The organism is Methyloversatilis sp. (assembly GCF_030698125.1).
Taxonomy (GTDB): Bacteria; Pseudomonadota; Gammaproteobacteria; order Burkholderiales; family Rhodocyclaceae; genus Methyloversatilis.
The window spans coordinates 135,472-158,817 of the sequence record NZ_JAUYNV010000016.1; the positions used below are offsets into that span (position 1 = coordinate 135,472).

The window sequence follows — 23,346 nt, forward strand, 5'->3', positions numbered from 1 at the left end:
GGCGGTCAGACGAAGCGGACGCTGGTCGAACCGAGCGACTGGATGCGCAGACTCACGCTGTCGCCGGCTGCGACCGCGACCGCCTCGGTGATGCCGCCGGACAGGATGAGCGTGCCCGCGGGGATCTCTTCGCCGCGCCGGCCCAGCATGTTGGCCAGCATGGCGATCGCCGCCGCCGGGTGGCCGAGCACCGCGGCGCCGGCGCCGATGGCCACCGGCTGGCCGTTCTTCTCCAGCACCACGCCCAGCGTGCGCAGGTCGAGCCCCTCGACCGGGGTAGCGGTGCCGCCGGTGACGAAGCGGGTGGACGAACAGTTGTCGGCGACCACGCTCTTCAGGTCGAACTTGAAATCGCGGTAGCGCGAATCGATGATTTCGATCGCCGGCACGACGAAGTCGGTGGCGGCGAGCACGGCGCCGATGTGGCAGCCCGGCCCGCGCAGCGCGGCCTTGGTGACGAAGGCGATTTCCGGCTCGACCTTGGGATGGATGAGCTTTTTCGTATCGATGTCGCCGCCGTCGGCCACGGCGAAGCTGTCGACCAGGAAGCCGAACACCGGGTCTTCGACATTCATCTGCTTCATCTTGGCGCGCGAGGTCAGCCCGGCCTTCAGCCCGACGATGCGCGCGCCGCGCGCCAGCTTGCGGGCGCGGATCGCGTCCTGCACGGCGTAGGCGTCTTCCCAGTCCATGTCCGGGTAGTCGTCGGTCACCTTGGTGGTGTCGCGCGCTTCCAGCTCGCAGTTTTCGAGGCGCTCGGCGAGCAGCGCGATGGTGGTCCGGTCGAGGTTCATCGCTCAGCCCTCCACCGCTGCGGTCGCCCGCTCGCGCGCCATGGTGATCGCGGTGTCCTCGATCATGTCCTCCTGCCCGCCCACCATGCCGCGGCGGCCCAGTTCCACCAGGATGTCGCGCGACGCGATGCCGTACTTGGCACCGGCCCGCTTGGCGAACAGCAGGAAGGAGGAATAGACGCCGGCATAGCCCAGCGTCAGCGAGTCGCGGTCGATGCGCACCAGGTGCTCCATCATGGGCAGCACCAGGTCTTCGGCCACGTCCATGATCCGGTACAGGTCGACGCCGGTTTCGATGCCCATGCGGTTGGCCACCGCGACGAACACCTCCAGCGGCGTGTTGCCGGCGCCGGCGCCCAGGCCGTTGGTCGAGCCGTCGATGCGGCTGGCGCCCGCCTCGATCGCGGCCAGCGAATTGGCCACGCCCATCGACATGTTGTGGTGGCCGTGGAAGCCGATCTCGGTTTCGGGTTTCAGTGCCTGGCGCACCGCGGTGACGCGCGCCGTCACGTCGTCCGGCAGCATGTGGCCGGCGGAGTCGGTCACATACACGCAGTTGGCGCCGTAGCTTTCCATCAGCCTGGCCTGCGCGACCAGCTGCTCCGGCTCGATCATGTGGGCCATCATCAGGAAGCCCACGGTGTCCATGTCCAGCTTGCGCGCCAGACCGATGTGCTGTTCCGACACGTCAGCTTCGGTGCAGTGGGTGGCCACGCGTATCGTATGCACGCCCAGTTCGTGCGCCATGCGCAGGTGCTCGACGGTGCCGATGCCGGGCAGCAGCAGCGCCGACACCTTGGTGTGCTTCATCGCCGGAATCACCGCGCCGAGATATTCCTCGTCGCTGTGCAGCGGGAAGCCGTAGTTCACCGAGGCACCGCCCAGGCCGTCGCCGTGGGTGACCTCGATCAGCGGCATGCCCGCCTCGTCGAGGCCGCGCGCGACCGCCAGCATCTGGTCCAGCGTGATCTGGTGGCGCTTCGGATGCATGCCGTCGCGCAGCGTGTTGTCGTGCAGCGTGACTTTCTTTCCCTTGAGATTCATGTCGGAGTCCTTTTCGCTCAAGCGGGGACGGGCTCGAGCGACAGCGAGCCGTTCAGGATTTCTTCGGCGAACATTTCGGCCGTGCGCGCGGCGGCGGCGGTCATGATGTCGAGGTTGCCGGCGTACTTCGGCAGGAAGTCGCCGAGGCCGGCGACTTCCATGAAGATGGACACGCGGTGGGTGTCCAGGTCGATCACCGGGCCATTGACCAGCCGGTAGCCCGGCACGTAGGCCTGCACCTGGCGGATCATGTCGTGCACCGATTCCTCGATCTCGGCGGCGCGCGGCGCCGACTCGGTGAGGCAGTGGATGGTGTCGCGCATGATCAGCGGCGGCTCGGCCGGGTTGATCACGATGATGGCCTTGCCCCTGGCGGCACCGCCGACGCGCTCGATGGCGCTGGCCGTGGTGCGGGTGAATTCGTCGATGTTCTTGCGCGTGCCGGGGCCGACCGAACGCGACGACACGGTGGCGACGATCTCGCCGTAGCTCACCGGCTGCACGCGCGACACCGCGGCCACCATCGGGATGGTGGCCTGGCCACCGCAGGTGACCATGTTCACGTTCATTTCGCGCTTGCCGACGTGTTCCTTCAGGTTCACCGGCGGCACGCAGAAGGGGCCGATGGCCGCCGGCGTGAGGTCGATCATCATGACGCCCAGTGCATTGAGCTTGCGCGAATTCTCGGCGTGCACGTAGGCGCTGGTGGCGTCGAAGGCGATCTGTATGCCGTCGGCTTTCACATGCGGCAGCAGGCCGTCGACGCCGTCGCTGGTGGTCTTCAGCCCCAAGTCGCGGGCGCGCGCCAGACCTTCCGACGCGGGGTCGATGCCGACCATCCAGACCGGTTCCAGCACCGGGCTGCGCTTGAGCTTGTACAGCAGGTCGGTGCCGATATTGCCCGGCCCGATCAATGCACACTTGATCTTGTTCATGCAGGGATGTCCTCGTCTCCGGCGGCGTGCTTGCCGGCGGTCCAGCCGGTGTTCCCGAGCACGCTGCCGGCGGTTTGAAGGGGCTCGGACTCAAGCGTCGTTGCCAGTGAATCGTTCCAGCGGTTGAAGAAGCCGAACAGTGCGATCACGCCGAGCAGTTCGACGATCTGGCCTTCGTTCCAGTGCGCACGCAGGTTCGCGAACAGTTCGTCGCTCACGTCGTTCGGCTGGCTGGCGGCGGCCAGCGCGAAGTCGAGTGCCACCCGTTCGGCATCGGAGAACAGCGGACTCGACCGGTAGTCGGCGATGGCCGCCATCTTTTCCGCGGCGACACCGTGGCGCAGCGCGCTGGTCGCGGTATGCGCGCGGCAGTACAGGCAGCCGGCCGCCATGCTGGCGACGTGACCGATCAGCCGCTTGAAGCCCAGATCGACCTCGCCCGCCGGGTCATACACACCGCGGCTCAGCGCGATCAGGCCCTTGGCCAGTGCCGGCCGGTAGGCCATCGTGCGCAGGCTGTTCGGCACGAAACCCAGCGTGCGCTCGAAGAAGGCGAAGTCGGCCGCCATGTCCGGCGTGGACTCGATGGGAAGGGGTGCAATGCGCGCCATCGGGTGGTCTCCTAGACGAAGCGCACCGAGCAGCCGCCGAGGCCGCCGATGGCGATGCGCAGGCTGTCGCCCGCCTTGACCGGAATGAGGGCGGCGAGCGAACCGGACAGGATCACTTCGCCCGCCTTGAGCGGAATGCCGAGACGGCCCAGCGTGTTGGCGAGCCAGACGACGGCGTTGACCGGGTGGCCGAGCGCGGCGGCTCCGGCACCGGTGCCGACGATGTCGCCGTTCAGCTCCAGCACCATGCCGCACAGGCCGAGGTCGAGATTGCGTGGCGACACCGCGCGGTCGCCGAGCACGAACACGCCGCATGAGGCGTTGTCGGCCACCGTGTCCTGGATGCGGATCTTCCACTCGTGAATGCGCGAATCGACGATTTCGAAGCAGGGCATCACGCACTCGGTGGCGCGCAGCACGTCGGCGCCGGTCACGCCCGGACCCATGATGTCGTGCTTCAGGATGAAGGCGATCTCACCTTCTGCGCGCGGCTGGATCAGCGAGTTGGCGGCGATCGACTCGCCCTCGTTGTAGATCATGCCGTCGAGCAGGTAGCCGAAGTCCGGCTGGTGCACGTTCAGCATGTTCTGCACGACTTTCGAGGTGACGCCGATCTTCTTGCCGACGATGCGCTCGCCGGCGTCGAGCCGGCGCGCAATCATGCGCTGCTGGATGTGGTAGGCATCCTCGATCGTGATGTCCGGTTCGCGGCTGGTCAGCGGGGCTACGGTTTCGCGGGTGGTGAGCGCGGCGTACAGCTCGTCGCCGTACTGCTGGATCTTGTCGGCTTGCATCATGTCCGGGGCCTGTTCAATTGGATTCGTTTAGGAAGTCGCCCACCAGGCGAGCGAAACGCGCCGAATGCTCGATCTGCGTCCAGTGGCCGCACTTGCCGTACACGTGCAGCTGCGCGTTCGGTATCCACTGCGCCAGCGTGAGCGACGTGTCGAGCGGGATGACCTTGTCTTCGCGGCCGTGGATCACCAGCGTTTCGTGTGGCAGCGACTTGATGTCTTCGACGCTGCTGGCCATCGCATTCACCCAGCGCTGACGCGGCGCCGGGAACATGGCGGCGAAGGATTCCTGGAAGCCGGGGCGGATCGACGCCTCGTAGCGCAGCTTCGCGAGGTCGTCATTGGCCAGCGATCGATCCCAGGCGAACAGGTCGAGCAGGCCGCGCATGGCTTCGATCGACGGCGTGTAACCCCACACCGCATCGAGCGCCGGCGTGATGTCGAAGCGCACGCCGACGCTGCCCATCAGCACCAGACGGCGGATGCGATGCGGGTGGCGGATCGCCATCTGCAACGCCAGACCGCCGCCGAAGCTGTTGCCGACCAGATCGGCGCGCTCGATACCCAGCGCGTCCAGCATGCCGACGGCCTGGGCGACCCAGGTGTCCATGTCGTACCGGAGGTCCGGACGGCGCTCGGTGTAGCCGAAACCGGCCATGTCCGGCGCGATCACGCGAGCGTGTTCGGCAAGCGACGGCATGACCAGCCGCCAGTTTGCCCAGGCGCTGACACCGGGGCCGGAGCCATGCAGCATGAGCACCGGAAAGCCGCTGCCGAGGTCGTGGTAGTTGGTCTTGATGCCGGCGGCGACGATGCTTCGGGCGATTTCCGGATTGAGTGGCGCGTTCATGTCGGCGGTCCTCACAGCTTCACGCACACGTTCTTCAGCTCGGTGTAGAACTCGAGCGAATGCACCCCGCCTTCGCGGCCGATGCCCGACTGCTTGGCGCCGCCGAAGGGCGTGCGCAGGTCGCGCAGGAACCACGAGTTCACCCACACCAGACCGGTTTCGAGTGCAGCGGCGACGCGATGACCGCGCGTCATGTCGGTGGTCCACACCGAGGCGGCCAATCCGTACTGAGTGTCGTTGGCCATGCGGATTGCGTCATCTTCGTTATCGAAGGGCGCGATGTGGCAGCACGGTCCGAATATTTCCTCGCGCACCACGGCGGCCGTCTCCGGCAGGCCGGTCCAGATCGTCGGCTGCACCCAGGCGCCATGCACCAGTTCCTCCGGCATGGCGGGTTCGCCCCCACCGGTGACGACGTTGGCACCTTCTTCCACCGCATCGCGGTAGTAGGACAGCACCTTCTGCTTGTGCCCGGCCGAAATGAGCGGCCCCATGCCGGTGGCGTCATCTTCCGGACGGCCCAGCACCAGCGCTTCGGCGCCGTGCTTGAGCGCGGCGACGAAGCGCTCGAAGATCGGCCGCTCGACATACACGCGCTCGGTGCCCAGACAGACCTGACCACAGTTTGCGAAAGCCGAGCGCAGCGTGCCGGCGATGGCGGCGTCGAAGTCGCAGTCAGCGAACACGATGGCCGGATTCTTGCCACCCATTTCCAGCGACACCGGGCGCGCGCCGCTGGCGGCCGCCTTCATGATGGCTTCGCCGGTACGTGTCTCGCCGGTGAAGGTGATGGCGTTTACCCCCGGATGCGTGGTCAGGAATTCGCCGGCCGAATCCGGCCCGAAACCGTGCACCACGTTGTAGACGCCGGCCGGCATGCCCACCGCGTTCATCACTTCGCCGAGCAGCGCCGCGGTCTGCGGCGTCTCTTCCGACGGCTTCACTACCACCGTGTTGCCGCAGGCCAGTGCCGGTCCAACCTTCCAGGTCATCAGCAGCAGCGGCAGGTTCCACGGACACACGACGCCGACCACGCCCACCGGGCGGCGCAGCGCATAGTTGATCGCGCCACGGCCGTCCGGTGTGGCCATCTCGAAGAATTCGCCCGGAGCGTTCTTGACCACATCGGCGAAGATCTTGAAGTTGGCAGCGCCGCGCGGGATGTCGAGGTGACTGGCCAGACTGACCGGTTTGCCGGTATCAGCCACTTCGGCGGCTACGAAATCATCGAAGCGGCGAGTGATTTCATCGGCCACCGCGTACAGCAGTCCGGTGCGTTCCGTCATCGCCATACGCCCCCAGGATCCTTCCAGCGCGGCCCGCGCGGATGCGACCGCGGCATTCACCTCGTCGCGCCCCGCCTCGGACACCGAGGCGATGACACGGTTGTCCAGCGGCGAACGCTTGTCGAAACGGCGGCCTTCGCGCCCCGTCACGAACTCGCCGTTGATGAAGTGACTGATCTGTTTCATCGAACTCTTTCTTGTTGGGTTTGCCGGCGCTTCAGCGAGCGGTGTCGAGACCGAGCGCTGCGAGCCCGGCATGCGCGCAGTCCTCGTCCTGCGCTTCCGAACCGCCGGAGATGCCGACGCCGCCGATGCGTTCACCGGCCACCACCAGCGGCAGCCCGCCGCCGAACATGACCATGCGCGGACGCAGCGGCAGCCCCTGGCGGACTGCTTCGGAATGGGTTGAAAGGGCGGCTGCCCAGTCGCCGGTCGGAAGACCGAAACTGGCGGCGGTGTAGGCCTTGTCGATCGCGATGTCGACCGAATGCAACGGCGCGCCCGGCATGCGCAGGAAGGACACCAGCTGACCGGCGCGGTCGACCACCGCCGCATTGACGCAGGCGCCGATGGTCGCTGCGTGCGCCACCGCCGCATGCACCGCTGCGGATGCCGCCTGCCAGCCCACCGTCGATTGCCGTGCCGCTACGTCCATGTCGTCTCCTCCGCGGGGCCACCTGTATGGCGGCCTCTCTTCCGTCGATATTCAATGGAGTTAACGATATAAATTAAGAATCTCGACGTCAACATGTTTTATCGAGATTTTAGACTTTTCACGGATAAAGTTCGGAACTAGAATGAGCGCATGCTCCGGTACTCCGTGCGGGGGGCTTATTGAAAGTCGATATGGAACAATTGATTACCGGTGATTTCTCGGTCAATGGCGAAGCCTGTGAGCCGAAGACACTGGTGGATGGCGCCTATCGCCAGCTGCGCAGGGACATCATCGAAGGGCGTCATCCGCCTGGCACCAAGCTGCGCGTCGAACACCTGAAGGACGAGTACGAGGTTGGCGCCGGCACGCTGCGCGAGGCGCTGGCACTGCTGGTGAGCGATTCGCTGGTGGTGGCACAGGGACAGCGCGGCTTCCGCGTGGCGCCGATTTCGCTGGCCGACATCGAGGACATCACGCGTACGCGCGTCATGCTCGAATGCGAGGCGCTGCGGCAGAGCATCGCCAACGGCGACGAGAGCTGGGAAGGCAATCTGGTCAGCGCTTTCCATCTGCTGACGCGGGCGGAAGAGAAGCTGGCCAGCGACGTCGATCGCAGCGTGAACGAGTGGGAAGAGCGCAACCGCATGTTCCACGAAACGCTGATCGGCGCCTGCACCTCGCGCTGGATACGTCACTTCCTGGCCATCCTCTACCGCCAGTCCGAACGCTACCGCCGCATATCGGTGCTGAACCGGCCGGTGCCGCAGGATGTGCACGAGGAACACGAACGGATTTTCAAAGCCACGATCGCACGCGACGCCGACGAGGCGACGCGCGTGCTGTCGGGTCACATCTGGCGCACCTTCCAGACGGTGGCCAACGTGCCGCAGTTCGCGCAGGAGCCGGTGAGGAAGGCGGCCAACGGCGGTTGAGGAGGAACTTCGCCGGCCAGGAATCGTGGCGAATGGATTCCGGTTCTCGTATCCACCTTCCGCTTCGGCGCCCTTCTCCCCCGACCCTTCGCGCCCGATTAAACGCGCGAGGCCTCCTCGGCAATGTGTGCTGCAAGGCGCCGCACGAACGTCCCCAAACTGGTCAATTCCGCCATTTCTCCGAAGACGCCGGACGTTGCGGCGCTTCTGGACGACGTCATGACGCAGGCCGACGAGTAGACTTTCTCCTTGACCAGTCGCTGGCAAAGAATGTCGTATCGCGTCAGGTAAGATGCGCCGCGAAATTCCGGGAACACGGGAAAGTGAGGGCTCGCGTCCTTGACCGGATTTCTCGACTTGTCGCAATCCTCTACAAGCATGAGCCAGCCGATGAACGGCGGAGGCTGCTCACCGAACGCACCCTCACGATAGGCAATCCACAAGTCATGGCCGGTACCGATCGCCTCTTCGGCCCGATTATTGAAATTGTTGCCGAATGACGGCCCGATCTGGCTTTTCAGTTCGATAGCGGCGATCAGCCGACCACCGTTCATTACCAGCACGTCCCAGATCTTGGTCGGACGAAAATAGCCAGGAAGTGTGAGGACAGCGCGCTTGAGGTGCACTTCCGCCGATGGCAGCCCGTTCTTCGCAACGAGTGCCTGAATCAGCGGAACGAAGCCATCCATGTTCTTGCCCGAAAGAACGCCGCCACGTTCGCCGCGATCTGCCCTTCCGGATTGACGTTGACGCTCGGCAGCGCCACCACGGCTTGTCCAGAACTCCTTTACCGCCCCGCGCGCACGGCGCTCGTAGTCGCACAATTCAAGAGCCATTCGGTCTCAGCGCCGCTGCGCACCCTCATTTCTTGTCAAAGCCATATCGGCTTCGGTCAGACCGTAGAGCTCGGCAACGGCCCCATTGCACGCCGGAACATCCAGAGCGCGAGCGGCAGCGCCGAGTCGCGATCGCATATCCGATGGAACATCCTTCCAGAACGGCAGCCTGATCCGCCGCAAATACTGCGCCTGAAACCGGAGAAAACCGCCCCGCATACGTGTGGAATACGAGGCGATGAAGAATCGCGTCAGGTCGGACAGCAAGACTGCCTGCAACGCCCTCAGATCCCACTCACTCGCGGTCACGAAGTAAAGATTGTGGTGCGGATAGAGCCGTCCATCCTCGAACACGACCTGGGCGTGACCTTTGATGTCGGGAATCAGCAGCTTGGGCTCGACCGCCAGAGACGGGGTAATCCTGTCTATGGTGCGGAACCAGCGGGACGGGTCCTTCTTCGCGACGTGGCGATTCGCAATGATGTCGCGCCGCTCTTCCAGGAAAGCACGCAACTTCGGATATGCGGCAAGATCGACCAGCCTGCCGTCATCCCGGAAGGGATTGATCACTCCGAATCCGCGCCAACGCACTTCTCCGCTGTCGATATCGCGCGTCATGGCAAGAGGCAGTTTGCGATCATCCTCGACGCCAAGTTCGTCCATGAGCCCGATGAAGGCCCTGTCCGCGCCCGTCGCAACGCCGATCCCCACTTTGCAGCCCGCCTGTTCCAGGGTGGGAAAGGCCCCTTCAAGACGGCGGATCAGGGAAAGAGAATCCTCTTCCGCGAGCACCCATGGCTCGCCATCCGCGGGAAGACTTCCGACCAGACGGACATCGGAAGTCCCCTCCGAGCCACTACCCATCAATCCGGATGTGAGTTCCGCAAGTCTTTCGACATCCGTAACGACTGCGACGCGCGTCGCTCCTGGCATCACACGTGCAATCAGGGTGATCGCCGGATATGCGATCACTTCGGAATGAAAGGCGGATGCCTCGCTGAGATCGACATAGGCCTTGAGCCGGAAACGCGTCGTGATGAAACGTCGCAAGGGCGCTCCGTACTTGTTCTTCATCCAGCGATCGGCACAGATGAAGCACTGCTCCCCGCCATCGGCGAGCAGTTCAAGCGCCCTCTGCATGAAAGGCACGTATAGATCGGCGCGATCGTAGAGCGTCGAATAGCGCGCGCGGTACTCATTGAGCAACGCCTCCGGAATCAACTCCTGTCGTACATAGGGCGGATTGCCCACAACGACGTCGAAAGCGCCCCGCATCGGCGCCAACAGGAAGTCATCGCAGATGAGCCAGCGTCGGGCCAGATGGCGCGAGCCCTCTTCCGAGTGACCCCAGGCCATAAGGGTCTGTACGACCTTGGCGAAAGTGGATTCATAAGTGTCGCGATGCAGCTCGACCGCGCGAATGCAGTCGTCCAGCGCAAAGCCATGGCCCGCCCTGTTCGCTGCACTTAACAATCGCTCGATTGCCGGTAGCAGGAAATCACCGGCACCAAAAGACGGTTCGAGAAAACGGAGGCGGGTGAGATCCCGCTCGGCGGAGTAACCCGCCAGATCGAGCATGAAGTCGACGACCTCGCGACGCGTATAGATCGCGCCACGCTCCTCGGTGCTCGAATCGTCCGCCAGTTGCCGGATCGCCGCTTCGACCGGGCAATCTCCGAACAGACCGGCTTGAAATGCCAAAGGGGGCGCCATGGAAAGACCAAAGTTTCGCAAGCGCGAATACTAAGGCCGAAAGCTCTTCAGGTCATTCCAGCGCAGGCCGACCTGCCTCGATCCGCAGCACAGAACCGGATCGGGGCAGGCAGAAGGACCTCCGCGGTCAATCCCTCTGCGCGGCCTCCCGCTTCAGCGCCTCGACGCTGCGCGCCATCCTGCCCACCACCTTCAGCCGCAGGTCGCTGGTCGGGTAGATGCGGCAGGCAAGCACGCAGTTGCAGCGCTCATCTTCCTCGCTGATCTGGCTGCGGCTCATGATACCGGCGCAGTAGGTGCCGGACAGCACTTCCACCTTGCAGACGCCGCAGCCGCCCCGGCGGCAGCCGACCGGGATGCCGCGGCCGCCCAGCGCCTCCATGCCGCGCAGCGCGTTCTGCGTTTCCGCGCACAGGTATTCGCGGCCGATGCCGTCGAGCACGATCCGGTAGGTGCGCGTCATGGTCAGATCTTCCGGAACAGCGGGCTGCGAACCTGCTGCGCGTCGGCGGCCGAGAAGAACTTCTCGGTATGGATGTCGCGCTCGAACAGCCGGCCCTGCATCAGCGCATTGATGCAGGCATCGATCATGACCGGCGGCCCGCACAGATAGGCCTGGTGGCCGCGGAAGTCCTCGCGGAAGCGGGCCAGCGCGGCCTCGTGCGCGTAGCCGCGGAAACCGGCCCAGTCGCTGCCCGCCGCCTCGTCGGACAGCGCCGGCACATAGCTGAAGGTCGGGTGCGCCGCCGCCAGTGCGATGAAGTCGTCGTGGTAGTACAGCTCCGCCCGGTTGCGCGCGCCATAGACCAGCGTGATCGGCTGCGCGTAGCCCTTGGCCAGCAGGTCGAGAATCATTGAGCGCGGACTCGACAGCCCCGAGCCGCCGGCCATGAAGATGAGCGGTTTCGCCGCCGATGCGCGCACGAAGAAGCGGCCGTAGGGGCCGGACAGCTTCACCCGGTCACCCGCCTGCAGCGACTCGTGTATCCAGGTGGTGCCGCGGCCGCCGGGCACGATGCGGATGTTCAGCTCGACTTCGTCGCCGTTCGAAGGTGCGTTGGCCAGTGAGAACGCGCGCGACATGCCGGGCTCGGCGCCGATGTCGAGGTTGATGTACTGCCCGGCCTGGAAATCGAGCGGCCGGTCGAGCGTGATGAACAGGCCCTTGATCGTCGGCGTGAGCTGTTCGATGCGGCTGACCGTGCCGTGGAAGTCCTCGACCGGAATGTTGCGCGCGTCCGGCTCCTCGTCGATGTCCGCCTCGATGGTCACGTCGCTCTGCAGCCGTGCGCAGCAGGCCAGCGTCTTGCCCTCGTCGCGCTCGAAATCCATCAGCGCGAAGTCGGACGCCTCGCCGTGGTCCACCTCGCCGTCCGTCACCTGCACCTTGCAGGTGGCGCACAGCCCGTGACAGCAGGCGTGCGGCAGCCAGATGCCCGCGCGCAGGCAGGCATCCAGCACGGTCTGGTCGTCCTCGACCTCCAGCGTCTGGCCCAGGGGTTCTATGGTCAGCGCGTAGCCCATCAGCTGCACGAGCCCTGGATGCCGGTCAGGCCGGGCGTGCGGAAGCGGATGGCGTCCTTGTGACCGATGCCGTTCTCCGCCAGCGAGCGGTTGAAGTGCGGCGTCCATGGCTCGCCGGACTTCATCCACTCCACCTTCGACCAGTCGATCTTCGCCCAGTCCGGGTGGTAGCCGTAGGCGCCGGGCAGCACCTTCTCGACGATGTCGCCGAAGCGCAGGGTCGGCGGGAAGGGGAAGGCCAGCGGCGCGCAGAACATCAGGTGATCGTCCCAGCCGATGAAGACGAGCTGGTTGCCATGGAAATTGTCGACCACGTCGCGCGGCACGCCGACGTAGTCCTTCACTGCTGCGACTTGCATGTCGTCGTCCCCCTCAGTCGTTGCGCTTGGCCATGCCGCGCCATGCTTCAAAGTTGCGATGGTCTTCCGAACCTTCGAACTCGCCGTTGTCGCGACCGATGTTGAGCCGGTAGTACTCCAGCACCGCGGCCAGCGGATCGAAGCCGGGGGCGCTCGGGTCAGTCCCCTCGGGGAAGCAGTTGCCCTGGTAGATCTGGTTCACCGGCAGCCAGGCCTGCACATACTTCTCCGGCTCGTTGTCGAAGATGTGCTGGCAGTGGTCGGAGCAGAAGTGGTACTTGTTGCCCTTGTAGGTCCGCTCGCGATAGCAGATCTTCGTCGGGTCGCCGGGCTCGGTGAACAGCATCGGGATCTGGCAGGTCTGGCACAGCATGGGCAGCGTCTGGTTGTAGAAGCGGTTGCCCTTCTCCTGTTGTTCGCGCCAGAACTCGAAGCGCGGCCGGTAGTACGTGTCGAAGGTGTCCGGGTATTTCTGTGACAGCCACTGCATTTCGTCTTCGGTCGGCATCCAGGTGTGGAAGTCGGTGGCGCCGCCGTAGTTGTAGAAGGTGGCCCATACCTGATGCGACAGGTGGTCCTTCTCCAGGCGGATCTGCTCCGCGCAGGCCGGCATCTTGATGCCGTAGCGCGCGAGGTCCTTGAACAGTGCGCCGCCGTTTTCCTCGAAATAGATTTCCCAGGCTTCCTTCCAGCTCATGACGCGCTTGGGCAGCATGTAGTCCATCATCATCGCGACGATGGACAGCAGGCGCACGCCGCGCCAGCACCACTTGTCTATCCAGCGCTGCACGATGGGCAGGTTGGCCGGATCCTGTTCGAGGATGAACTTGATGCACTCCAGACCCAGCGTCATGTGACGCGCCTCATCGGACTGCGCCGAGAAGCCGAAGGTCATGGTGCCCATGTCGCCGTTGTAGGCCGCGCCCGACACGAAGGGCACGAACAGCAGATTGGTGAGCACGTATTCGAACGAAAAGCCGACCGCCACCATGAATTCGAACGGGCCGGCGGTGATCGCGTCGTCGAAGAAGCTCTTCGGCACCGACAGGTACCAGACCCGGTCGTACATGTGCGTGAAATCGTGGAAGCCGTTGTAGTACTTGTTGTAGTTCGACAGCGAGTGGATCTGCGTCTGCGCGTGGCGCATCTCGTCTATCGCCTGCATCTGGCACGCCACGCGCGCACCGGCGCCCGGGAAGGCGCGACCGGCGTGGGCGAAACCGCGGTGGGCCATGTGTTCGAGCGGCGTCACCGCGGTCAGGAAGATCTTGATCGCGTTCAGGTAGCGCGCGTCGGTCACGCCGAGATGGCCGTTGCTCTGGCTGTAGGCGTCGATGATGGCGTACAGCTTGCGTTCCTTCTCCGCCTGGTATTTCCAGTAGGCGTCCATCGTCAGCCGGAACGGGTCTTCCCACTTGTCCCAGTCGTGGATCCTGATGCCCTCATAGTCGGCGTACGGATACACCTTCTCCTTCGGCTGATAGGTGGTGTCCCAGGCCAGATCACGGGTCATCAGCGTGTAGCGTTCCTTCAGGCCCAGCTTCTTCTTCGGTACCTGCATGTCCATCTGTGCGTCTCCTCAATGACGGAGCGGGTGCGGCCGATCGGGCAGCCGTCTGTGTCCCGCGTACTCCCTCTGTGATCGATCAGTTGTCCCAGTACAGCGTGAACTCGTCGTCGCTCTCGTCGATGTGGCCGGACAGCGATATCAGGTGCGTGTGCAGTTCCTGCAGGTCGAAGTCGCGGCCGATCAGTTCGGAAATCGATTCGCGCTTCACCGTCAGGTGGCCTTCGGCATCGATCTTGATCATGGCCGGCGACTCGACCGGCACGGCGTGCGGGTTGTCGGCGAGGATGGATTCGATGATCGGTCGCGTGTCGTCGTTGGTCTGCAGCGCAATGAATACCCTGGACATGGCGCGACCTCAGACCGGCACGCCGCACTTGGCGACGCGGGCAGCGAACTGCGTTGCAAGATCGTCGAGCGTGGAGCCGGCGCGCTCACCCAGCGCGCGCTGTGCCAGCGGCTTCAGCGCCTCCAGCGCGCGGCTCTGCCAGGCAGTGATCCAGTCACGGACCATGACGGCGTTGTGCGGCGACTCGGCGCAGGCGGTCTTGATCTGCGCATCGACCCACCTCGTGGTTTCGGCGTACCACTCGGTCATGAACTGGGTCAGCATCGCGACCGCGGTGCCTCCGCGCAGCGACAGTTCGTCCTCCACCACGGTCTTGTAGAAAAGCGGGTACACCAGACCGTCGAGCACCAGGTTCTGCGCGACGAACAGCTCGAACCAGTCCTGCACCACGAAACTGTCCTCGACATAGCGGCGCAGCCCCTGCCAGTCGGCGGCGTATAGCCAGCGCTCCTTCGCAGCCGCCAGCGACCCGGTGTCGCCGAGCAGCAGGCCGATGCGGGTGAGGTACTGCGCGATGGCCAGGTTGTCCATCGCGTGGAACATGCAGGGCTGGGTGATCGCCGTGCCGTAGCCATAGGCGCAGATGGCCGAATTGTTCAGGTTCGCGCCCCAGGCGGCGTGGCGCAGCGGCAGCAGCAGGTCGAGTGCCTGCTGGCGCACATCGTCGGCGAGCAGGGCGCCGAGATTGCGCGTCTCGACGAAATCGAAGTTCGACTCGGCGGTGTCCTGCTGGCGCGCGCGCGCCAATGTCCAGGCGCCGTAGTAGTACTGGCGCGGGTCCTTGAATGCGTACCAGTCCTTCATCTGCAACCGGGTGCGCGAAGTGTCGAAGATTTCGCGCTCGGGGTCCCAGGTCGGGCGGTAGTGGAAGTTGGCGGTCGGCTGCAGGTCGAACGTGCCTTCCTGGTAGCGCGATGCCGGCTTGTCACCGAAGCGGCGCGCGATGTGACCGTAGGTCTGTCGCTGCGGCTTGATTGATACGGTACGCAGATCGATCTGCATGCCAGTCTCCTCTGATGTGTTTTCGTGACCTCGTGCCCGCGCTCAGCGCGGGCCGCGGTTCAGGACTTCGTTTAGCCGTGCCGACAGCGGCGAGTGCAGACCGGCGTCGCCGCCGAGCGGACCGCCGTCGCCGTCGAGCAGCACCACGCGCTGCGTCGCGCAGAACTCCTCGAAGGCGGCGCGCGTGAGCATCATTTCGGCGAACAGCGCCGGCTCGCCGAGTGCGAAATCGAACTCGACGAAGCCGTCGTCGCGCTCGCCGGTGATGCGCACGAACTTGCGGAAGGGGTCGAATGCCGACGCCATGGCACCCGCCTCAGGTGTACACATTGAGGAAGGCGTCGTTGAGCTTGCGGTCGTGATAGAAGATCGCGCGCCCGAGGTCCTCGACGGTCCACGTGATGACCGGCTTGTCGGGGTAGTAGATATAGCCGCCCGAAAACACCTCGTTGCGGTTGCCCGACGGGTCGAAGAAGTAGATGGTCGCGCCGCGCGTGATGCCATGCCGCGTCGGCCCGATGTCCAGCGACACGTCGTGCTTCGAAATCAGGTCGGCCGCGCGCAGTACGTCGTTCCAGGTGTCGAGGATGAAGGAGCAGTGGTGGAACTTGCCCTTCTCCGGATTGCGGATGAAGGCGATGTCGTGCGGTTTGGTCGAGCACGTCAGGAACACGCCCACCATCACATCGCCAGCCATCACCTGTTCGGCAATCGTGAAGCCGAGCACTTCGGTAAGCAGCTTCACCACGCCGTCGACGTCGTCGCCGTACAGCAGGCAGTGGTCGAAGCGGGTCGGCTGCATGCCCACCAGACCATCCGGCCACGGGTCCGGATTCACGTCCGGGAGCCCGTTGCCCGCCTTGTCCTTGGCGGCGAACAGTTCGATCGCATGCCCGGTCGGCACCGTGAAGCGGAAGCGCCGCCCGGTGTGCAGATGTTCGCCGGCGGGGATCCATTGCAGGTCGGTCGCCAGACGGCTGCCTTCGACGGCCGCTGCGAGTCGGTCGAGCGTGCCTTCGCTGTCCACCCGGAAGCCCATGTAATCCATGCCCGGCGCATCCGCCTCGCGCAGCACCACGCTGTGGTGGTCGTGTTCGTCCCACGCCTTGAAATACACCCGACCTTGCGCGTCGCGCCCGGTCTCCAGCAGGCCCAGTACCTGTCCATAGTGTTTCATCGCCGCATCCAGATCCGTCACCCTCAGGGCGACATGACCCGGGCGCAGCACGCCGGTCATGGTCATCGTGTCCTCCTCCTTTTATGTGGTGCGTGCTGCGGCGCATCAGCCCATCCGGATGAAGGAAACGCCGGAGCGCCCTTGCCGGAGTGCGGAATGCAGCCGTCAGCCGCACCCTCTCCCATCCAAGAAGCGTGCCATACTCGATAATCGATAGAAATCTCGATATTTGGCGGTTTTAAGTGGTGCGATGTACAGTCGTCGCGTCCACCGGTTGATGATTTCGTGAAGCGCCCGAAGAGGTGTTCACCATCTGATGAAGGAGTCGACCGGAAGAAGACCGGCCACGCCATGCAGCTGGAATCGCGCACGCGCTCCACTGCAGCCGACGGAGGCCGAGCCGCTGTGCAGCGCAACATGAAGCACCGGTCTGGAGGAGGCACGGGCAATGAGTACGTTCAAGTACCCGCACAACAGCGATCTGCGTCGGCTGGTCAGGTTCTCGGCCGACGACGGACTGATCTGGCTGGCGGAAAACCGCATGCTGCTGATGCACTGCGCCGCCATGTCGGCGCTGCGCACGCAGCTCATCAAGTCGGTCGGGCCGGAATCGGCGCGCCGCATCCTGACCCGCATGGGTTACGAATCCGGCATGCGCGACGCCGAACTGGCGCGCACGATACGGCCGGGCCAGAACCCGATTGAATCCTTCTTCGTCGGTCCGCAACTGCACATGCTCGAAGGCAGCGTGCAGGTGACGCCGATGCATATCCATATCGATTTGCGCAGCGGCGAATTCGATGGCGAGTTCCTGTGGGAACACTCGTGGGAAGCCGAATTCCACCTGCGCGAGTTCGGCCAGTCGGCCGACCCGGTGTGCTGGATGCAGATCGGTTACGCCTCCGGCTACACCTCGGCGTTCATGGGCCGCATGGTGCTGTTCAAGGAAGTCGAATGTGCCTGTTGCGGCGCCAACAGCTGCCGCATCATCGGCAAGCCGGTCGAGGAATGGGAGGACGGCGAACAGTACGCGCGCTATTTCGAGCCGGACAGCCGCATCGCCCACCTGCCTTCCGCCGTCTGGGCCGGTGTCTCGCAGACCGACAGTGCGCAGGTGACGCCAACGCCGACCGACCTGATCGGCAGTTCAGCCAGTTTCCGTCGCGCCTACGAGCTGGTGCTGCGCGCGGCCGGCACCACGGTGACCGTTTTGCTGCTGGGCGAGACCGGCGTCGGCAAGGAGCGCTTCGCCCGCGCGCTGCACCAGATGAGCCCGCGCAAGGACGCGCCCTTCGTCGCCGTGAACTGCGCGGCGATCCCCCACGACCTGATCGAATCGGAACTGTTCGGCGTCGAGAAGGGTGCCTTCACCGGGGCCCACGCCTCGCGTGCCGGCAAGTTCGAGCGCGCCGAGGGCGGTACGCTGTTCCTCGACGAGATCGGAGAGATGCCGCTGGCCGCCCAGGCCAAACTGCTGCGCGCGCTGCAGGAAGGCGAGATCGAACGCCTGGGCGACGAACGTACGCGCAAGGTGAATGTGCGGGTGGTCGCCGCCACCAACGTCGATCTGGCGCAGGCGGTGAAGGAGGGGCGCTTCCGGCCCGACCTCTATTACCGCGTGCACGTCTATCCCATCCACATTCCGCCGCTGCGCGATCGTCTGGCCGATCTGCGCAAACTGGTCGATTCGCTGGTCGCCAGGTTCAACCGCCAGCACGGCAAGCACGTGCAGGGCGTGTCGGACAAGGGATTCCAGGCCCTGCACGCCCACCACTGGCCGGGCAATGTGCGCGAACTGGAAAACGTGATCGAGCGCGGCGTCGTGCTGGCGCCGCAGCAGGGCTGGATCGATGCGCATCACCTCTTCCTGTCTCTGGAGGCCGTGCTCGCACGCGAATCAGGCATCTCGGCATGCGGGAAACTCGAACAAGGGGGTGGCGATGAAACCCGCTTGCGTCTGTGTGAACAGATATTGAGCGCAGGCATTCCGCTGGAGGAACTCGAACAGCTGCTGATGAAAACCTGTGTCGACCAGGAAGGGGGCAACATCGCCCGCGCGGCGCGGCGGCTCGGCATGTCGCGGCCCAAGTTGAGCTACAGGCTGCAGCGCAGCGATGGCGAAGCCGACGTAGCCGATGCCTGAAGCGATACCCGCCGTCATCTGGAGAGGGGCTGCGCTCGGCAAGCCCCTCTCGCGGTGTGGGCGCCGGAGCGGGTTGTGGCGCCGCACCTCGCCGCCGACCGTGCAGCGCACGGCCGTCACTCACCACAGCGCCGGGTCGCGCAGCGCCTTCACGCACGTCAGCCGGAGTGTCCGACCCGTCGCACCATGCTCGCGCAGTCCCCGCGCCTGCCAGCCGAAGGGGTGTTCCAGTGCGAAGGGCGGCACAAAGTGCGCGGCCGCTGCGATGCCGAAACCGAAGCGGCCGTAATACGCAGGATCGCCATAGACGAACACCCGATCGGCCGGCTGCTCCAGGAGCAACTCGATGCCGTGCCCGACCAGCGCCGAGCCGATGCCGGCGTTCCGGCATTCAGGCACAACCGCCAGCGGCGCCAGGATGTAACCCAGCCAGTCCGGCGCGTCTTCCGCCTTCACCGGGCTGAAGGCGATGTGGCCGACCACACGGCCATCCAGTTCGGCCACCTGCGAAATCGTCGGCGGATCACCCTGTTCGTCGAGCAGGTCGACGGCCAGCTTCGCCACCCGCCGGTTCTCGCTGTCGGGAAAGGCGCGCAGATGGATGTCGCGGACATGTTCGCGATCGGACGTCGTCGCCGGGCGGATGCGGGTGCTCATGTCCACCGCCGGCTGGAAACGCGTTCGAAATCGTCATGACCCTGCGCGGACTGTCTCGCGTCTGCGCCCGTCCCCCGAAATTGCCCCCGCGTTCGTTCGGCGCGAACCTGCTGCGGCAGTCTGCCATGTGGTTCTGCCCCCCGGCCGTCCGGCTCTGTGGCCCGCTGCTTCCTCGCGGTCATTTCTTTCCTCGTCCTGAAGCCATGGCGATACGCGGCGACACGCGGCGTGCCGCCCACGACAATACGTTCATCGCGCAGACCGAAACCGAAACAGATGACGCCGCGAAGACGTAACTGGCGTCCTCGACGGGCTTCAATCAATCGTGTTGCGTCCCCTGTTGCCTTCCTTAAATGGGGTTGTGTGCATGACAGGTGCGCCGTGTCCCGTCTCCGCCGGCGACACCTGAAAGCCGCTCCACCGGGCGTGTCCGTCAGCCCGCGTCGCCGGTCGCGGCGATGAAGCGCACGATTTCGGCGTTGATGATGTCGGGATGCGTGACCGGCGCCATGTGGCCGAGCCCGGCGAATTCGACCCCCTTCACCTTCGGCAGGCGGGGAATCAGTGCTCGTGCCACGGCGTGCGCCGACGCCGGCGACGCTGCGCCCTGCATATACAGCACCGGCAGGTGCAGCGCGGCGAACGCGTCCGGCGGGGTCGGCTCGGTGGTGAGCGCGTGCGCCCAGCGCCGCACGTTGCGCACCGCCTCCGCGATGGCCTGCCGGCGCGGCCCGGGCATGGCGGCAAAGCTGGCGGCGCCCATCCAGTAGTCGATGAAATGGCGGGCGGCCTCGTGCGGGTCGCCGGCTTCCAGCGCAGCGACCGACGCGGCCACTGCGGCGTGGATGCCTTCGGTGCCGTTGGGCCGCGGCTGCAGCGCATCGACTGCGGCAAACAGCGTCGGCTCGTAGATCGCCAGCGCGCGCACGCGGGTCGGCCAGGTCAGGGCGGCGACCAGCGCGACGGCCGCGCCGTAGGAATGTCCGACCAGCACGAAGGGCTCGCCCGCCTGCGCGAACACCGGCGCGAGGAAATCGACCTCGTCGCGCAGCGTGATCTCGCGGTCCGAAGGCCAGTCAGGGCTGCGGCCGGCGCCGTACAGGTCGGGCGCGAGGACGTGGTGATCGGCCGACAAGGCGTCGCTCAGGCCCCGCCACTGCGCCGAACTGCTGCCGTTCGCGTGCAGGCAGATCACGCCGGGGCCGGCGCCGGTCGATCGGAAATGCGGTGTGGGAAGGGTCAATGCGCGCGCCTCGCGTCGGTCGGCAACAGGAACAGGGTTCGGCGCCCCATTCTTCACCGGGCGGGGCGCAGTCGTCTACCCGTCGATCTCGAACACGCAGGCGGGCGCGTCGAGTACCACGCCGCGGCACAACGGATCGTCCTGCAGCGGGGTGGGTCGCGCCGGGGCGCGGTGCTAGGCCTGTTGCGTGGCAACGAACAGGCGCTTGACGATGGCCCGACGCGGCGCGTTCGCGTCATAAAGAACATCCACGCGGTCGCCGCGGGCCAGCGACAGCACGTCACGGGTCTTGTGTATCGGCATCCATGTTCGAACCCGCGTGCCGGGGGCTTCGAATTCGAACACCAACTGCCCGCGATCCTTCGCAATCATCAGGTCGGTAACCGTGCCGCTCACCGCGACCCCGCGCGCGAACAGATCGGCCACACGCTTGATGCGCCAGAGGAGCACGGCGATGAGCGCGACGGACACCCCGACCGGAAGCACCAGCGGCAAGGCCGCGTCGCCACCGTACAGGTAAGGGAAGCCGAAATGGATGGCCCAGGTGATCGGCATCGCCACCCATGACGCCAGCGCGGGCCAGTCGTTCCACATGATTCTGATCGGGCTGAAGTTCATGGTGTAGTGAGTGGGAGTTCGAGCTCGGGCGACGTTCGCCACGCGCGGTTGGCGAACATCAGGTGGCAAGAGCGGCGAGGTCTGCCCGGCAGTATGGTTGGCTGCGCAGCGTACGATCGAGCGCGGAACGCCCTGTGATCCGCTCGGGCGTCGACATCCTGCCCGAAGCAGCGGCAGAAATCAGCGAGGCCGCCCTGTAGCCGTTCGAAACAGGCGGGGAAACCTCGGTGTCGGTCCTCTGCCTGCCCGGCGGCGACCATCCCGGGCCCGTGCCTATTTCCCGGTTTGTCCTCCGCCTTCCTTCGGCGCGAGCCTGCTGAGACTTTCTGCCATGCGGGTCTGCCATCCCGGCCCTGTGGCGCGCCAGCGCTGAATGACATCCTCGGTCAGACGAATCGAGATCAGCCTTTTCGGATTCGCGGATCTGGGTCGCCCGCCTCGATTCACCTTTCCACGCGCAAGCATTTCGTCGCTGAGTTCAGGCAGTTCATCGTATTCGGCCGGCTGAATGACATGCCCGTCGACACGCTTCAGATCAGATCCCAAGGATGGGCCCGATGCGCGCTTGCTCGCGGTCATTTGCTTTCCTCATGCTGAATACATGGCGATCCGCGCCACGCGGCGTAAAGCCCACCACTGAGGGAATGTTGCTACGCCCCCTGTTGTTGGTTCATGTTGCTCACGACCCGTCTAACTTTCATCGGCAAGCAGGTTGTCCAGATTTTCCGGGGTCAGGCCGGCCGCCGCCGCGGTGTCTGCGCTGCGTTGCAGCGTGTGCTGAAGACGGTCGGCGTAGAACGCGCGCATGGCGTCAAAGTCTTCGGGCGACACCATCACGCCGACCACGCGGTCGCGCCGCATCACCCGTACGGGCGCCTTCTGGGCACGGTCGATGAATTCGCCGAAATGCCTCTTGGCCTGATTCGCGGTGAATGTTTCCATGGCGAGACTCCCGGTCCCGAATCGTCAATCAACGATCATAACGGACGAATTGTTCGACTCGAAAAGGATCCCAACCTCTTTGTCCGGCGCGTTATGTGGATAACGCAGCGCAAGGATTGTCGCGCACGCCTCGTGAAAGCAGGCTTCAAGGCTACCATCGGGCAAATGTTGCGGCGTCCCCGATCACCCCAGTATGATTAAGTGTGAATCCAAGCCCATCAGGAATACTGGCCATGCACCCCACACCTCATCCGATTGAACGCCTGACCATCGCAATGCCTGCCGACATGGCCGCGCTGGTCAAAGGCGCTGTAGCCAGCGGCGACTATGCGTCGGTGAGTGAAGTGGTGCGCGAGGCCCTGCGCGACTGGAAATCGGCACGCGCTGTCCAGCAACAAGAGCTTGCCAGCCTCAAGGCGGATGTGGAACGCGGCCTGGCTGATCTTGCAGCCGGTCGCCTGACCGAGTTCGACAAGGCAGCCATCATCACGCGGGGGAGGACGCTATTAGCAAAACCCTGACCCTCCGCCTGACTGAGACGGCCGCAAATGACTTGGCCGAGCTCTGGGCCTACCTCGCCATGGAAGCCACGGAAGATGTGGCCACACACTTCCTGGAGGCCATTGAAACCAGGCTGCACAAGCTGTGCTATGCCCCGTCCATTGGCAGCAGACGCGACATGTTCGCGCCTGACATGCGGGCCCTGCCTCATGGAGCCTATGTCATCTATTACACGGCCACCCCGACGCATCTGGTAATCGTGCGTGTACTGCATGGTGCCCGTGATCCCCAAGCCTTGGCCGAGCGTGGCGGTTTCGAGGCCGAGTAAAAAGCCCAGTGGGAGCAATCCCCGGTGCCCATGTCCAGCAGGTCTCGGTCGCCGCTGATCAGAAGCGGGAGACGGCAAGTCGCAAGCGAGCTTGACACCGCAGGCAGCCTTGGCTGCGCGGAAAGGATTGTCCAGTGCGTAATGCGGAAAATGCAGCCGTGAAGCTTGCTGCGAACGCCTCGTGAAAGAATGCGCCGGGGAGCCCGGCGGGGAAATGTTGCTGCGTCCCCTATTGTTTGCGAGGATGCCGCAATGACCGTACACCACAAGCAATTACAGGCACTACCTGCTCAATTACAGATGGATCGCCTTGCCCCTCAAACGAGAAAAGCCTGTACTCAACCCGCAGGGCTTCCGCACTCGAACATCATAGAGGCGTAAGTCCGAGGATGCTCATACGCAGATCCGGGTTCCAGGCGGCGCGCTTGCGCTTCATGGCCAGACTGCACTTCTTGCCCGGCGTGGTATCGGCGCGGATCAGGTTGA

27 protein-coding genes are annotated in these 23,346 nt (G+C 64.9%); 4 read left to right on the forward strand and 23 right to left on the reverse strand.

Annotated elements, in window-relative coordinates; genetic code table 11:
* Positions 1-5: 5 nt before the first annotated feature.
* Genes dmpH through Q8Q80_RS07100 form a run of 8 tightly spaced genes read right to left on the reverse strand, consistent with a single transcriptional unit; the run spans position 6 to position 6,969 of the window.
* A complete protein-coding gene (gene dmpH, locus Q8Q80_RS07065) occupies positions 6-794 on the reverse strand; it encodes a 2-oxo-3-hexenedioate decarboxylase (protein ID WP_305632242.1) in 789 nt (262 codons plus the stop codon).
* 3 nt (positions 795-797) lie between these two features.
* The gene (gene dmpG, locus Q8Q80_RS07070) at positions 798-1,838 is read right to left on the reverse strand and encodes a 4-hydroxy-2-oxovalerate aldolase (RefSeq protein WP_305632243.1); all 1,041 of its coding nucleotides are present in this window, start codon (positions 1,836-1,838) and stop codon (positions 798-800) included.
* 17 nt (positions 1,839-1,855) lie between these two features.
* The gene (locus Q8Q80_RS07075) at positions 1,856-2,773 is read right to left on the reverse strand and encodes an acetaldehyde dehydrogenase (acetylating) (RefSeq protein ID WP_305632244.1); all 918 of its coding nucleotides are present in this window, start codon (positions 2,771-2,773) and stop codon (positions 1,856-1,858) included.
* Complete coding sequence (locus Q8Q80_RS07080; RefSeq protein ID WP_305632245.1) at positions 2,770-3,384, reverse strand: carboxymuconolactone decarboxylase family protein; 615 nt, start codon at positions 3,382-3,384, stop codon at positions 2,770-2,772. The genes Q8Q80_RS07075 and Q8Q80_RS07080 overlap by 4 nt, the downstream gene beginning before the upstream one ends.
* A gap of 11 nt (positions 3,385-3,395) precedes the next feature.
* Entirely contained in the window at positions 3,396-4,181 is a 786-nt protein-coding gene (gene dmpE / locus Q8Q80_RS07085) for a 2-oxopent-4-enoate hydratase (protein ID WP_305632246.1), read from the reverse strand.
* A gap of 13 nt (positions 4,182-4,194) precedes the next feature.
* Positions 4,195-5,028, reverse strand: coding sequence for an alpha/beta fold hydrolase (locus Q8Q80_RS07090; protein ID WP_305632247.1), 834 nt, complete (start codon positions 5,026-5,028; stop codon positions 4,195-4,197).
* A gap of 11 nt (positions 5,029-5,039) precedes the next feature.
* On the reverse strand, positions 5,040-6,500 hold the full coding sequence (locus Q8Q80_RS07095; protein WP_305632248.1) for a 2-hydroxymuconic semialdehyde dehydrogenase: 1,461 nt from the start codon (positions 6,498-6,500) through the stop codon (positions 5,040-5,042).
* Positions 6,501-6,531: 31 nt separating this feature from the next.
* Positions 6,532-6,969 (reverse strand): heme-binding protein, encoded by a 438-nt coding sequence (locus Q8Q80_RS07100; RefSeq protein WP_305632249.1) that lies wholly within the window; start codon positions 6,967-6,969, stop codon positions 6,532-6,534.
* Positions 6,970-7,160: 191 nt separating this feature from the next.
* On the opposite strand from Q8Q80_RS07100, the gene Q8Q80_RS07105 reads away from it, so the two are divergent.
* Positions 7,161-7,901 carry a GntR family transcriptional regulator gene (locus tag Q8Q80_RS07105; protein WP_305632250.1) on the forward strand — a complete coding sequence of 247 codons (741 nt, stop codon included), beginning with the start codon at positions 7,161-7,163 and terminating at the stop codon, positions 7,899-7,901.
* A 98-nt stretch (positions 7,902-7,999) separates the two neighbouring features.
* Here Q8Q80_RS07105 and Q8Q80_RS07110 read toward each other — a convergent pair whose 3' ends face one another.
* The 10 genes from Q8Q80_RS07110 to Q8Q80_RS07155 form a co-directional block, all read right to left on the reverse strand.
* Complete coding sequence (locus tag Q8Q80_RS07110) at positions 8,000-8,737, reverse strand: PaeR7I family type II restriction endonuclease (protein ID WP_305632251.1); 738 nt, start codon at positions 8,735-8,737, stop codon at positions 8,000-8,002.
* A 6-nt stretch (positions 8,738-8,743) separates the two neighbouring features.
* The gene (locus Q8Q80_RS07115) at positions 8,744-10,450 is read right to left on the reverse strand and encodes an Eco57I restriction-modification methylase domain-containing protein (RefSeq protein ID WP_305632252.1); all 1,707 of its coding nucleotides are present in this window, start codon (positions 10,448-10,450) and stop codon (positions 8,744-8,746) included.
* Positions 10,451-10,577: 127 nt separating this feature from the next.
* Positions 10,578-10,913 carry a 2Fe-2S iron-sulfur cluster binding domain-containing protein gene (locus Q8Q80_RS07120; RefSeq protein WP_305632253.1) on the reverse strand — a complete coding sequence of 112 codons (336 nt, stop codon included), beginning with the start codon at positions 10,911-10,913 and terminating at the stop codon, positions 10,578-10,580.
* 2 nt (positions 10,914-10,915) lie between these two features.
* Positions 10,916-11,974, reverse strand: a complete 1,059-nt coding sequence (locus tag Q8Q80_RS07125) for an NADH:ubiquinone reductase (Na(+)-transporting) subunit F (RefSeq protein ID WP_305632254.1) — start codon at positions 11,972-11,974, stop codon at positions 10,916-10,918.
* Positions 11,974-12,333, reverse strand: coding sequence for a phenol hydroxylase subunit P4 (locus Q8Q80_RS07130; protein WP_257093012.1), 360 nt, complete (start codon positions 12,331-12,333; stop codon positions 11,974-11,976). Before Q8Q80_RS07130 ends, Q8Q80_RS07125 begins: the two co-directional genes overlap by 1 nt.
* Positions 12,334-12,346: 13 nt before the next feature.
* Positions 12,347-13,900 (reverse strand): aromatic/alkene/methane monooxygenase hydroxylase/oxygenase subunit alpha, encoded by a 1,554-nt coding sequence (locus Q8Q80_RS07135; RefSeq protein ID WP_305632255.1) that lies wholly within the window; start codon positions 13,898-13,900, stop codon positions 12,347-12,349.
* Positions 13,901-13,979: 79 nt separating this feature from the next.
* The gene (locus Q8Q80_RS07140; RefSeq protein WP_305632256.1) at positions 13,980-14,249 is read right to left on the reverse strand and encodes an MmoB/DmpM family protein; all 270 of its coding nucleotides are present in this window, start codon (positions 14,247-14,249) and stop codon (positions 13,980-13,982) included.
* A gap of 9 nt (positions 14,250-14,258) precedes the next feature.
* Entirely contained in the window at positions 14,259-15,251 is a 993-nt protein-coding gene (locus Q8Q80_RS07145) for an aromatic/alkene monooxygenase hydroxylase subunit beta (protein ID WP_305632257.1), read from the reverse strand.
* A gap of 42 nt (positions 15,252-15,293) precedes the next feature.
* Positions 15,294-15,557 (reverse strand): phenol hydroxylase subunit, encoded by a 264-nt coding sequence (locus Q8Q80_RS07150; RefSeq protein WP_305632258.1) that lies wholly within the window; start codon positions 15,555-15,557, stop codon positions 15,294-15,296.
* A 10-nt stretch (positions 15,558-15,567) separates the two neighbouring features.
* The gene (locus tag Q8Q80_RS07155; protein WP_305632259.1) at positions 15,568-16,494 is read right to left on the reverse strand and encodes a catechol 2,3-dioxygenase; all 927 of its coding nucleotides are present in this window, start codon (positions 16,492-16,494) and stop codon (positions 15,568-15,570) included.
* Positions 16,495-16,876: 382 nt separating this feature from the next.
* On the opposite strand from Q8Q80_RS07155, the gene Q8Q80_RS07160 reads away from it, so the two are divergent.
* Complete coding sequence (locus tag Q8Q80_RS07160) at positions 16,877-18,571, forward strand: sigma-54-dependent Fis family transcriptional regulator (RefSeq protein WP_305632260.1); 1,695 nt, start codon at positions 16,877-16,879, stop codon at positions 18,569-18,571.
* Positions 18,572-18,691: 120 nt separating this feature from the next.
* Here Q8Q80_RS07160 and Q8Q80_RS07165 read toward each other — a convergent pair whose 3' ends face one another.
* The 5 genes from Q8Q80_RS07165 to Q8Q80_RS07185 form a co-directional block, all read right to left on the reverse strand.
* On the reverse strand, positions 18,692-19,228 hold the full coding sequence (locus Q8Q80_RS07165) for a GNAT family N-acetyltransferase (protein WP_305632261.1): 537 nt from the start codon (positions 19,226-19,228) through the stop codon (positions 18,692-18,694).
* A gap of 433 nt (positions 19,229-19,661) precedes the next feature.
* A complete protein-coding gene (locus Q8Q80_RS07170) occupies positions 19,662-20,471 on the reverse strand; it encodes an alpha/beta fold hydrolase (RefSeq protein WP_305632262.1) in 810 nt (269 codons plus the stop codon).
* A gap of 174 nt (positions 20,472-20,645) precedes the next feature.
* Positions 20,646-21,131, reverse strand: coding sequence for a DUF3592 domain-containing protein (locus tag Q8Q80_RS07175; RefSeq protein ID WP_305632263.1), 486 nt, complete (start codon positions 21,129-21,131; stop codon positions 20,646-20,648).
* A 231-nt stretch (positions 21,132-21,362) separates the two neighbouring features.
* Positions 21,363-21,668 (reverse strand): BrnA antitoxin family protein, encoded by a 306-nt coding sequence (locus tag Q8Q80_RS07180; protein ID WP_305632264.1) that lies wholly within the window; start codon positions 21,666-21,668, stop codon positions 21,363-21,365.
* 111 nt (positions 21,669-21,779) lie between these two features.
* Complete coding sequence (locus tag Q8Q80_RS07185; protein WP_305632265.1) at positions 21,780-22,031, reverse strand: type II toxin-antitoxin system prevent-host-death family antitoxin; 252 nt, start codon at positions 22,029-22,031, stop codon at positions 21,780-21,782.
* Positions 22,032-22,264: 233 nt separating this feature from the next.
* On the opposite strand from Q8Q80_RS07185, the gene Q8Q80_RS07190 reads away from it, so the two are divergent.
* On the forward strand, positions 22,265-22,552 hold the full coding sequence (locus tag Q8Q80_RS07190; protein ID WP_305632266.1) for a type II toxin-antitoxin system ParD family antitoxin: 288 nt from the start codon (positions 22,265-22,267) through the stop codon (positions 22,550-22,552).
* 8 nt (positions 22,553-22,560) lie between these two features.
* Complete coding sequence (locus Q8Q80_RS07195) at positions 22,561-22,860, forward strand: type II toxin-antitoxin system RelE/ParE family toxin (RefSeq protein WP_305632272.1); 300 nt, start codon at positions 22,561-22,563, stop codon at positions 22,858-22,860.
* Positions 22,861-23,346 lie beyond the last annotated feature (486 nt).

What these genes read in the sequence shown, in the direction of transcription:
- dmpH (WP_305632242.1), bottom strand. Translation starts at nt 794, where the DNA reads ATGAACCTCGACCGGACCACCATCGCGCTGCTCGCCGAGCGCCTCGAA.
- dmpG (WP_305632243.1), bottom strand. Translation starts at nt 1,838, where the DNA reads ATGAATCTCAAGGGAAAGAAAGTCACGCTGCACGACAACACGCTGCGC.
- Q8Q80_RS07075 (WP_305632244.1), bottom strand. Translation starts at nt 2,773, where the DNA reads ATGAACAAGATCAAGTGTGCATTGATCGGGCCGGGCAATATCGGCACC.
- Q8Q80_RS07080 (WP_305632245.1), bottom strand. Translation starts at nt 3,384, where the DNA reads ATGGCGCGCATTGCACCCCTTCCCATCGAGTCCACGCCGGACATGGCG.
- dmpE (WP_305632246.1), bottom strand. Translation starts at nt 4,181, where the DNA reads ATGATGCAAGCCGACAAGATCCAGCAGTACGGCGACGAGCTGTACGCC.
- Q8Q80_RS07090 (WP_305632247.1), bottom strand. Translation starts at nt 5,028, where the DNA reads ATGAACGCGCCACTCAATCCGGAAATCGCCCGAAGCATCGTCGCCGCC.
- Q8Q80_RS07095 (WP_305632248.1), bottom strand. Translation starts at nt 6,500, where the DNA reads ATGAAACAGATCAGTCACTTCATCAACGGCGAGTTCGTGACGGGGCGC.
- Q8Q80_RS07100 (WP_305632249.1), bottom strand. Translation starts at nt 6,969, where the DNA reads ATGGACGTAGCGGCACGGCAATCGACGGTGGGCTGGCAGGCGGCATCC.
- Q8Q80_RS07105 (WP_305632250.1), top strand. Translation starts at nt 7,161, where the DNA reads ATGGAACAATTGATTACCGGTGATTTCTCGGTCAATGGCGAAGCCTGT.
- Q8Q80_RS07110 (WP_305632251.1), bottom strand. Translation starts at nt 8,737, where the DNA reads ATGGCTCTTGAATTGTGCGACTACGAGCGCCGTGCGCGCGGGGCGGTA.
- Q8Q80_RS07115 (WP_305632252.1), bottom strand. Translation starts at nt 10,450, where the DNA reads ATGGCGCCCCCTTTGGCATTTCAAGCCGGTCTGTTCGGAGATTGCCCG.
- Q8Q80_RS07120 (WP_305632253.1), bottom strand. Translation starts at nt 10,913, where the DNA reads ATGACGCGCACCTACCGGATCGTGCTCGACGGCATCGGCCGCGAATAC.
- Q8Q80_RS07125 (WP_305632254.1), bottom strand. Translation starts at nt 11,974, where the DNA reads ATGGGCTACGCGCTGACCATAGAACCCCTGGGCCAGACGCTGGAGGTC.
- Q8Q80_RS07130 (WP_257093012.1), bottom strand. Translation starts at nt 12,333, where the DNA reads ATGCAAGTCGCAGCAGTGAAGGACTACGTCGGCGTGCCGCGCGACGTG.
- Q8Q80_RS07135 (WP_305632255.1), bottom strand. Translation starts at nt 13,900, where the DNA reads ATGGACATGCAGGTACCGAAGAAGAAGCTGGGCCTGAAGGAACGCTAC.
- Q8Q80_RS07140 (WP_305632256.1), bottom strand. Translation starts at nt 14,249, where the DNA reads ATGTCCAGGGTATTCATTGCGCTGCAGACCAACGACGACACGCGACCG.
- Q8Q80_RS07145 (WP_305632257.1), bottom strand. Translation starts at nt 15,251, where the DNA reads ATGCAGATCGATCTGCGTACCGTATCAATCAAGCCGCAGCGACAGACC.
- Q8Q80_RS07150 (WP_305632258.1), bottom strand. Translation starts at nt 15,557, where the DNA reads ATGGCGTCGGCATTCGACCCCTTCCGCAAGTTCGTGCGCATCACCGGC.
- Q8Q80_RS07155 (WP_305632259.1), bottom strand. Translation starts at nt 16,494, where the DNA reads ATGACCATGACCGGCGTGCTGCGCCCGGGTCATGTCGCCCTGAGGGTG.
- Q8Q80_RS07160 (WP_305632260.1), top strand. Translation starts at nt 16,877, where the DNA reads ATGAGTACGTTCAAGTACCCGCACAACAGCGATCTGCGTCGGCTGGTC.
- Q8Q80_RS07165 (WP_305632261.1), bottom strand. Translation starts at nt 19,228, where the DNA reads ATGAGCACCCGCATCCGCCCGGCGACGACGTCCGATCGCGAACATGTC.
- Q8Q80_RS07180 (WP_305632264.1), bottom strand. Translation starts at nt 21,668, where the DNA reads ATGACCGCGAGCAAGCGCGCATCGGGCCCATCCTTGGGATCTGATCTG.
- Q8Q80_RS07185 (WP_305632265.1), bottom strand. Translation starts at nt 22,031, where the DNA reads ATGGAAACATTCACCGCGAATCAGGCCAAGAGGCATTTCGGCGAATTC.
- Q8Q80_RS07190 (WP_305632266.1), top strand. Translation starts at nt 22,265, where the DNA reads ATGCACCCCACACCTCATCCGATTGAACGCCTGACCATCGCAATGCCT.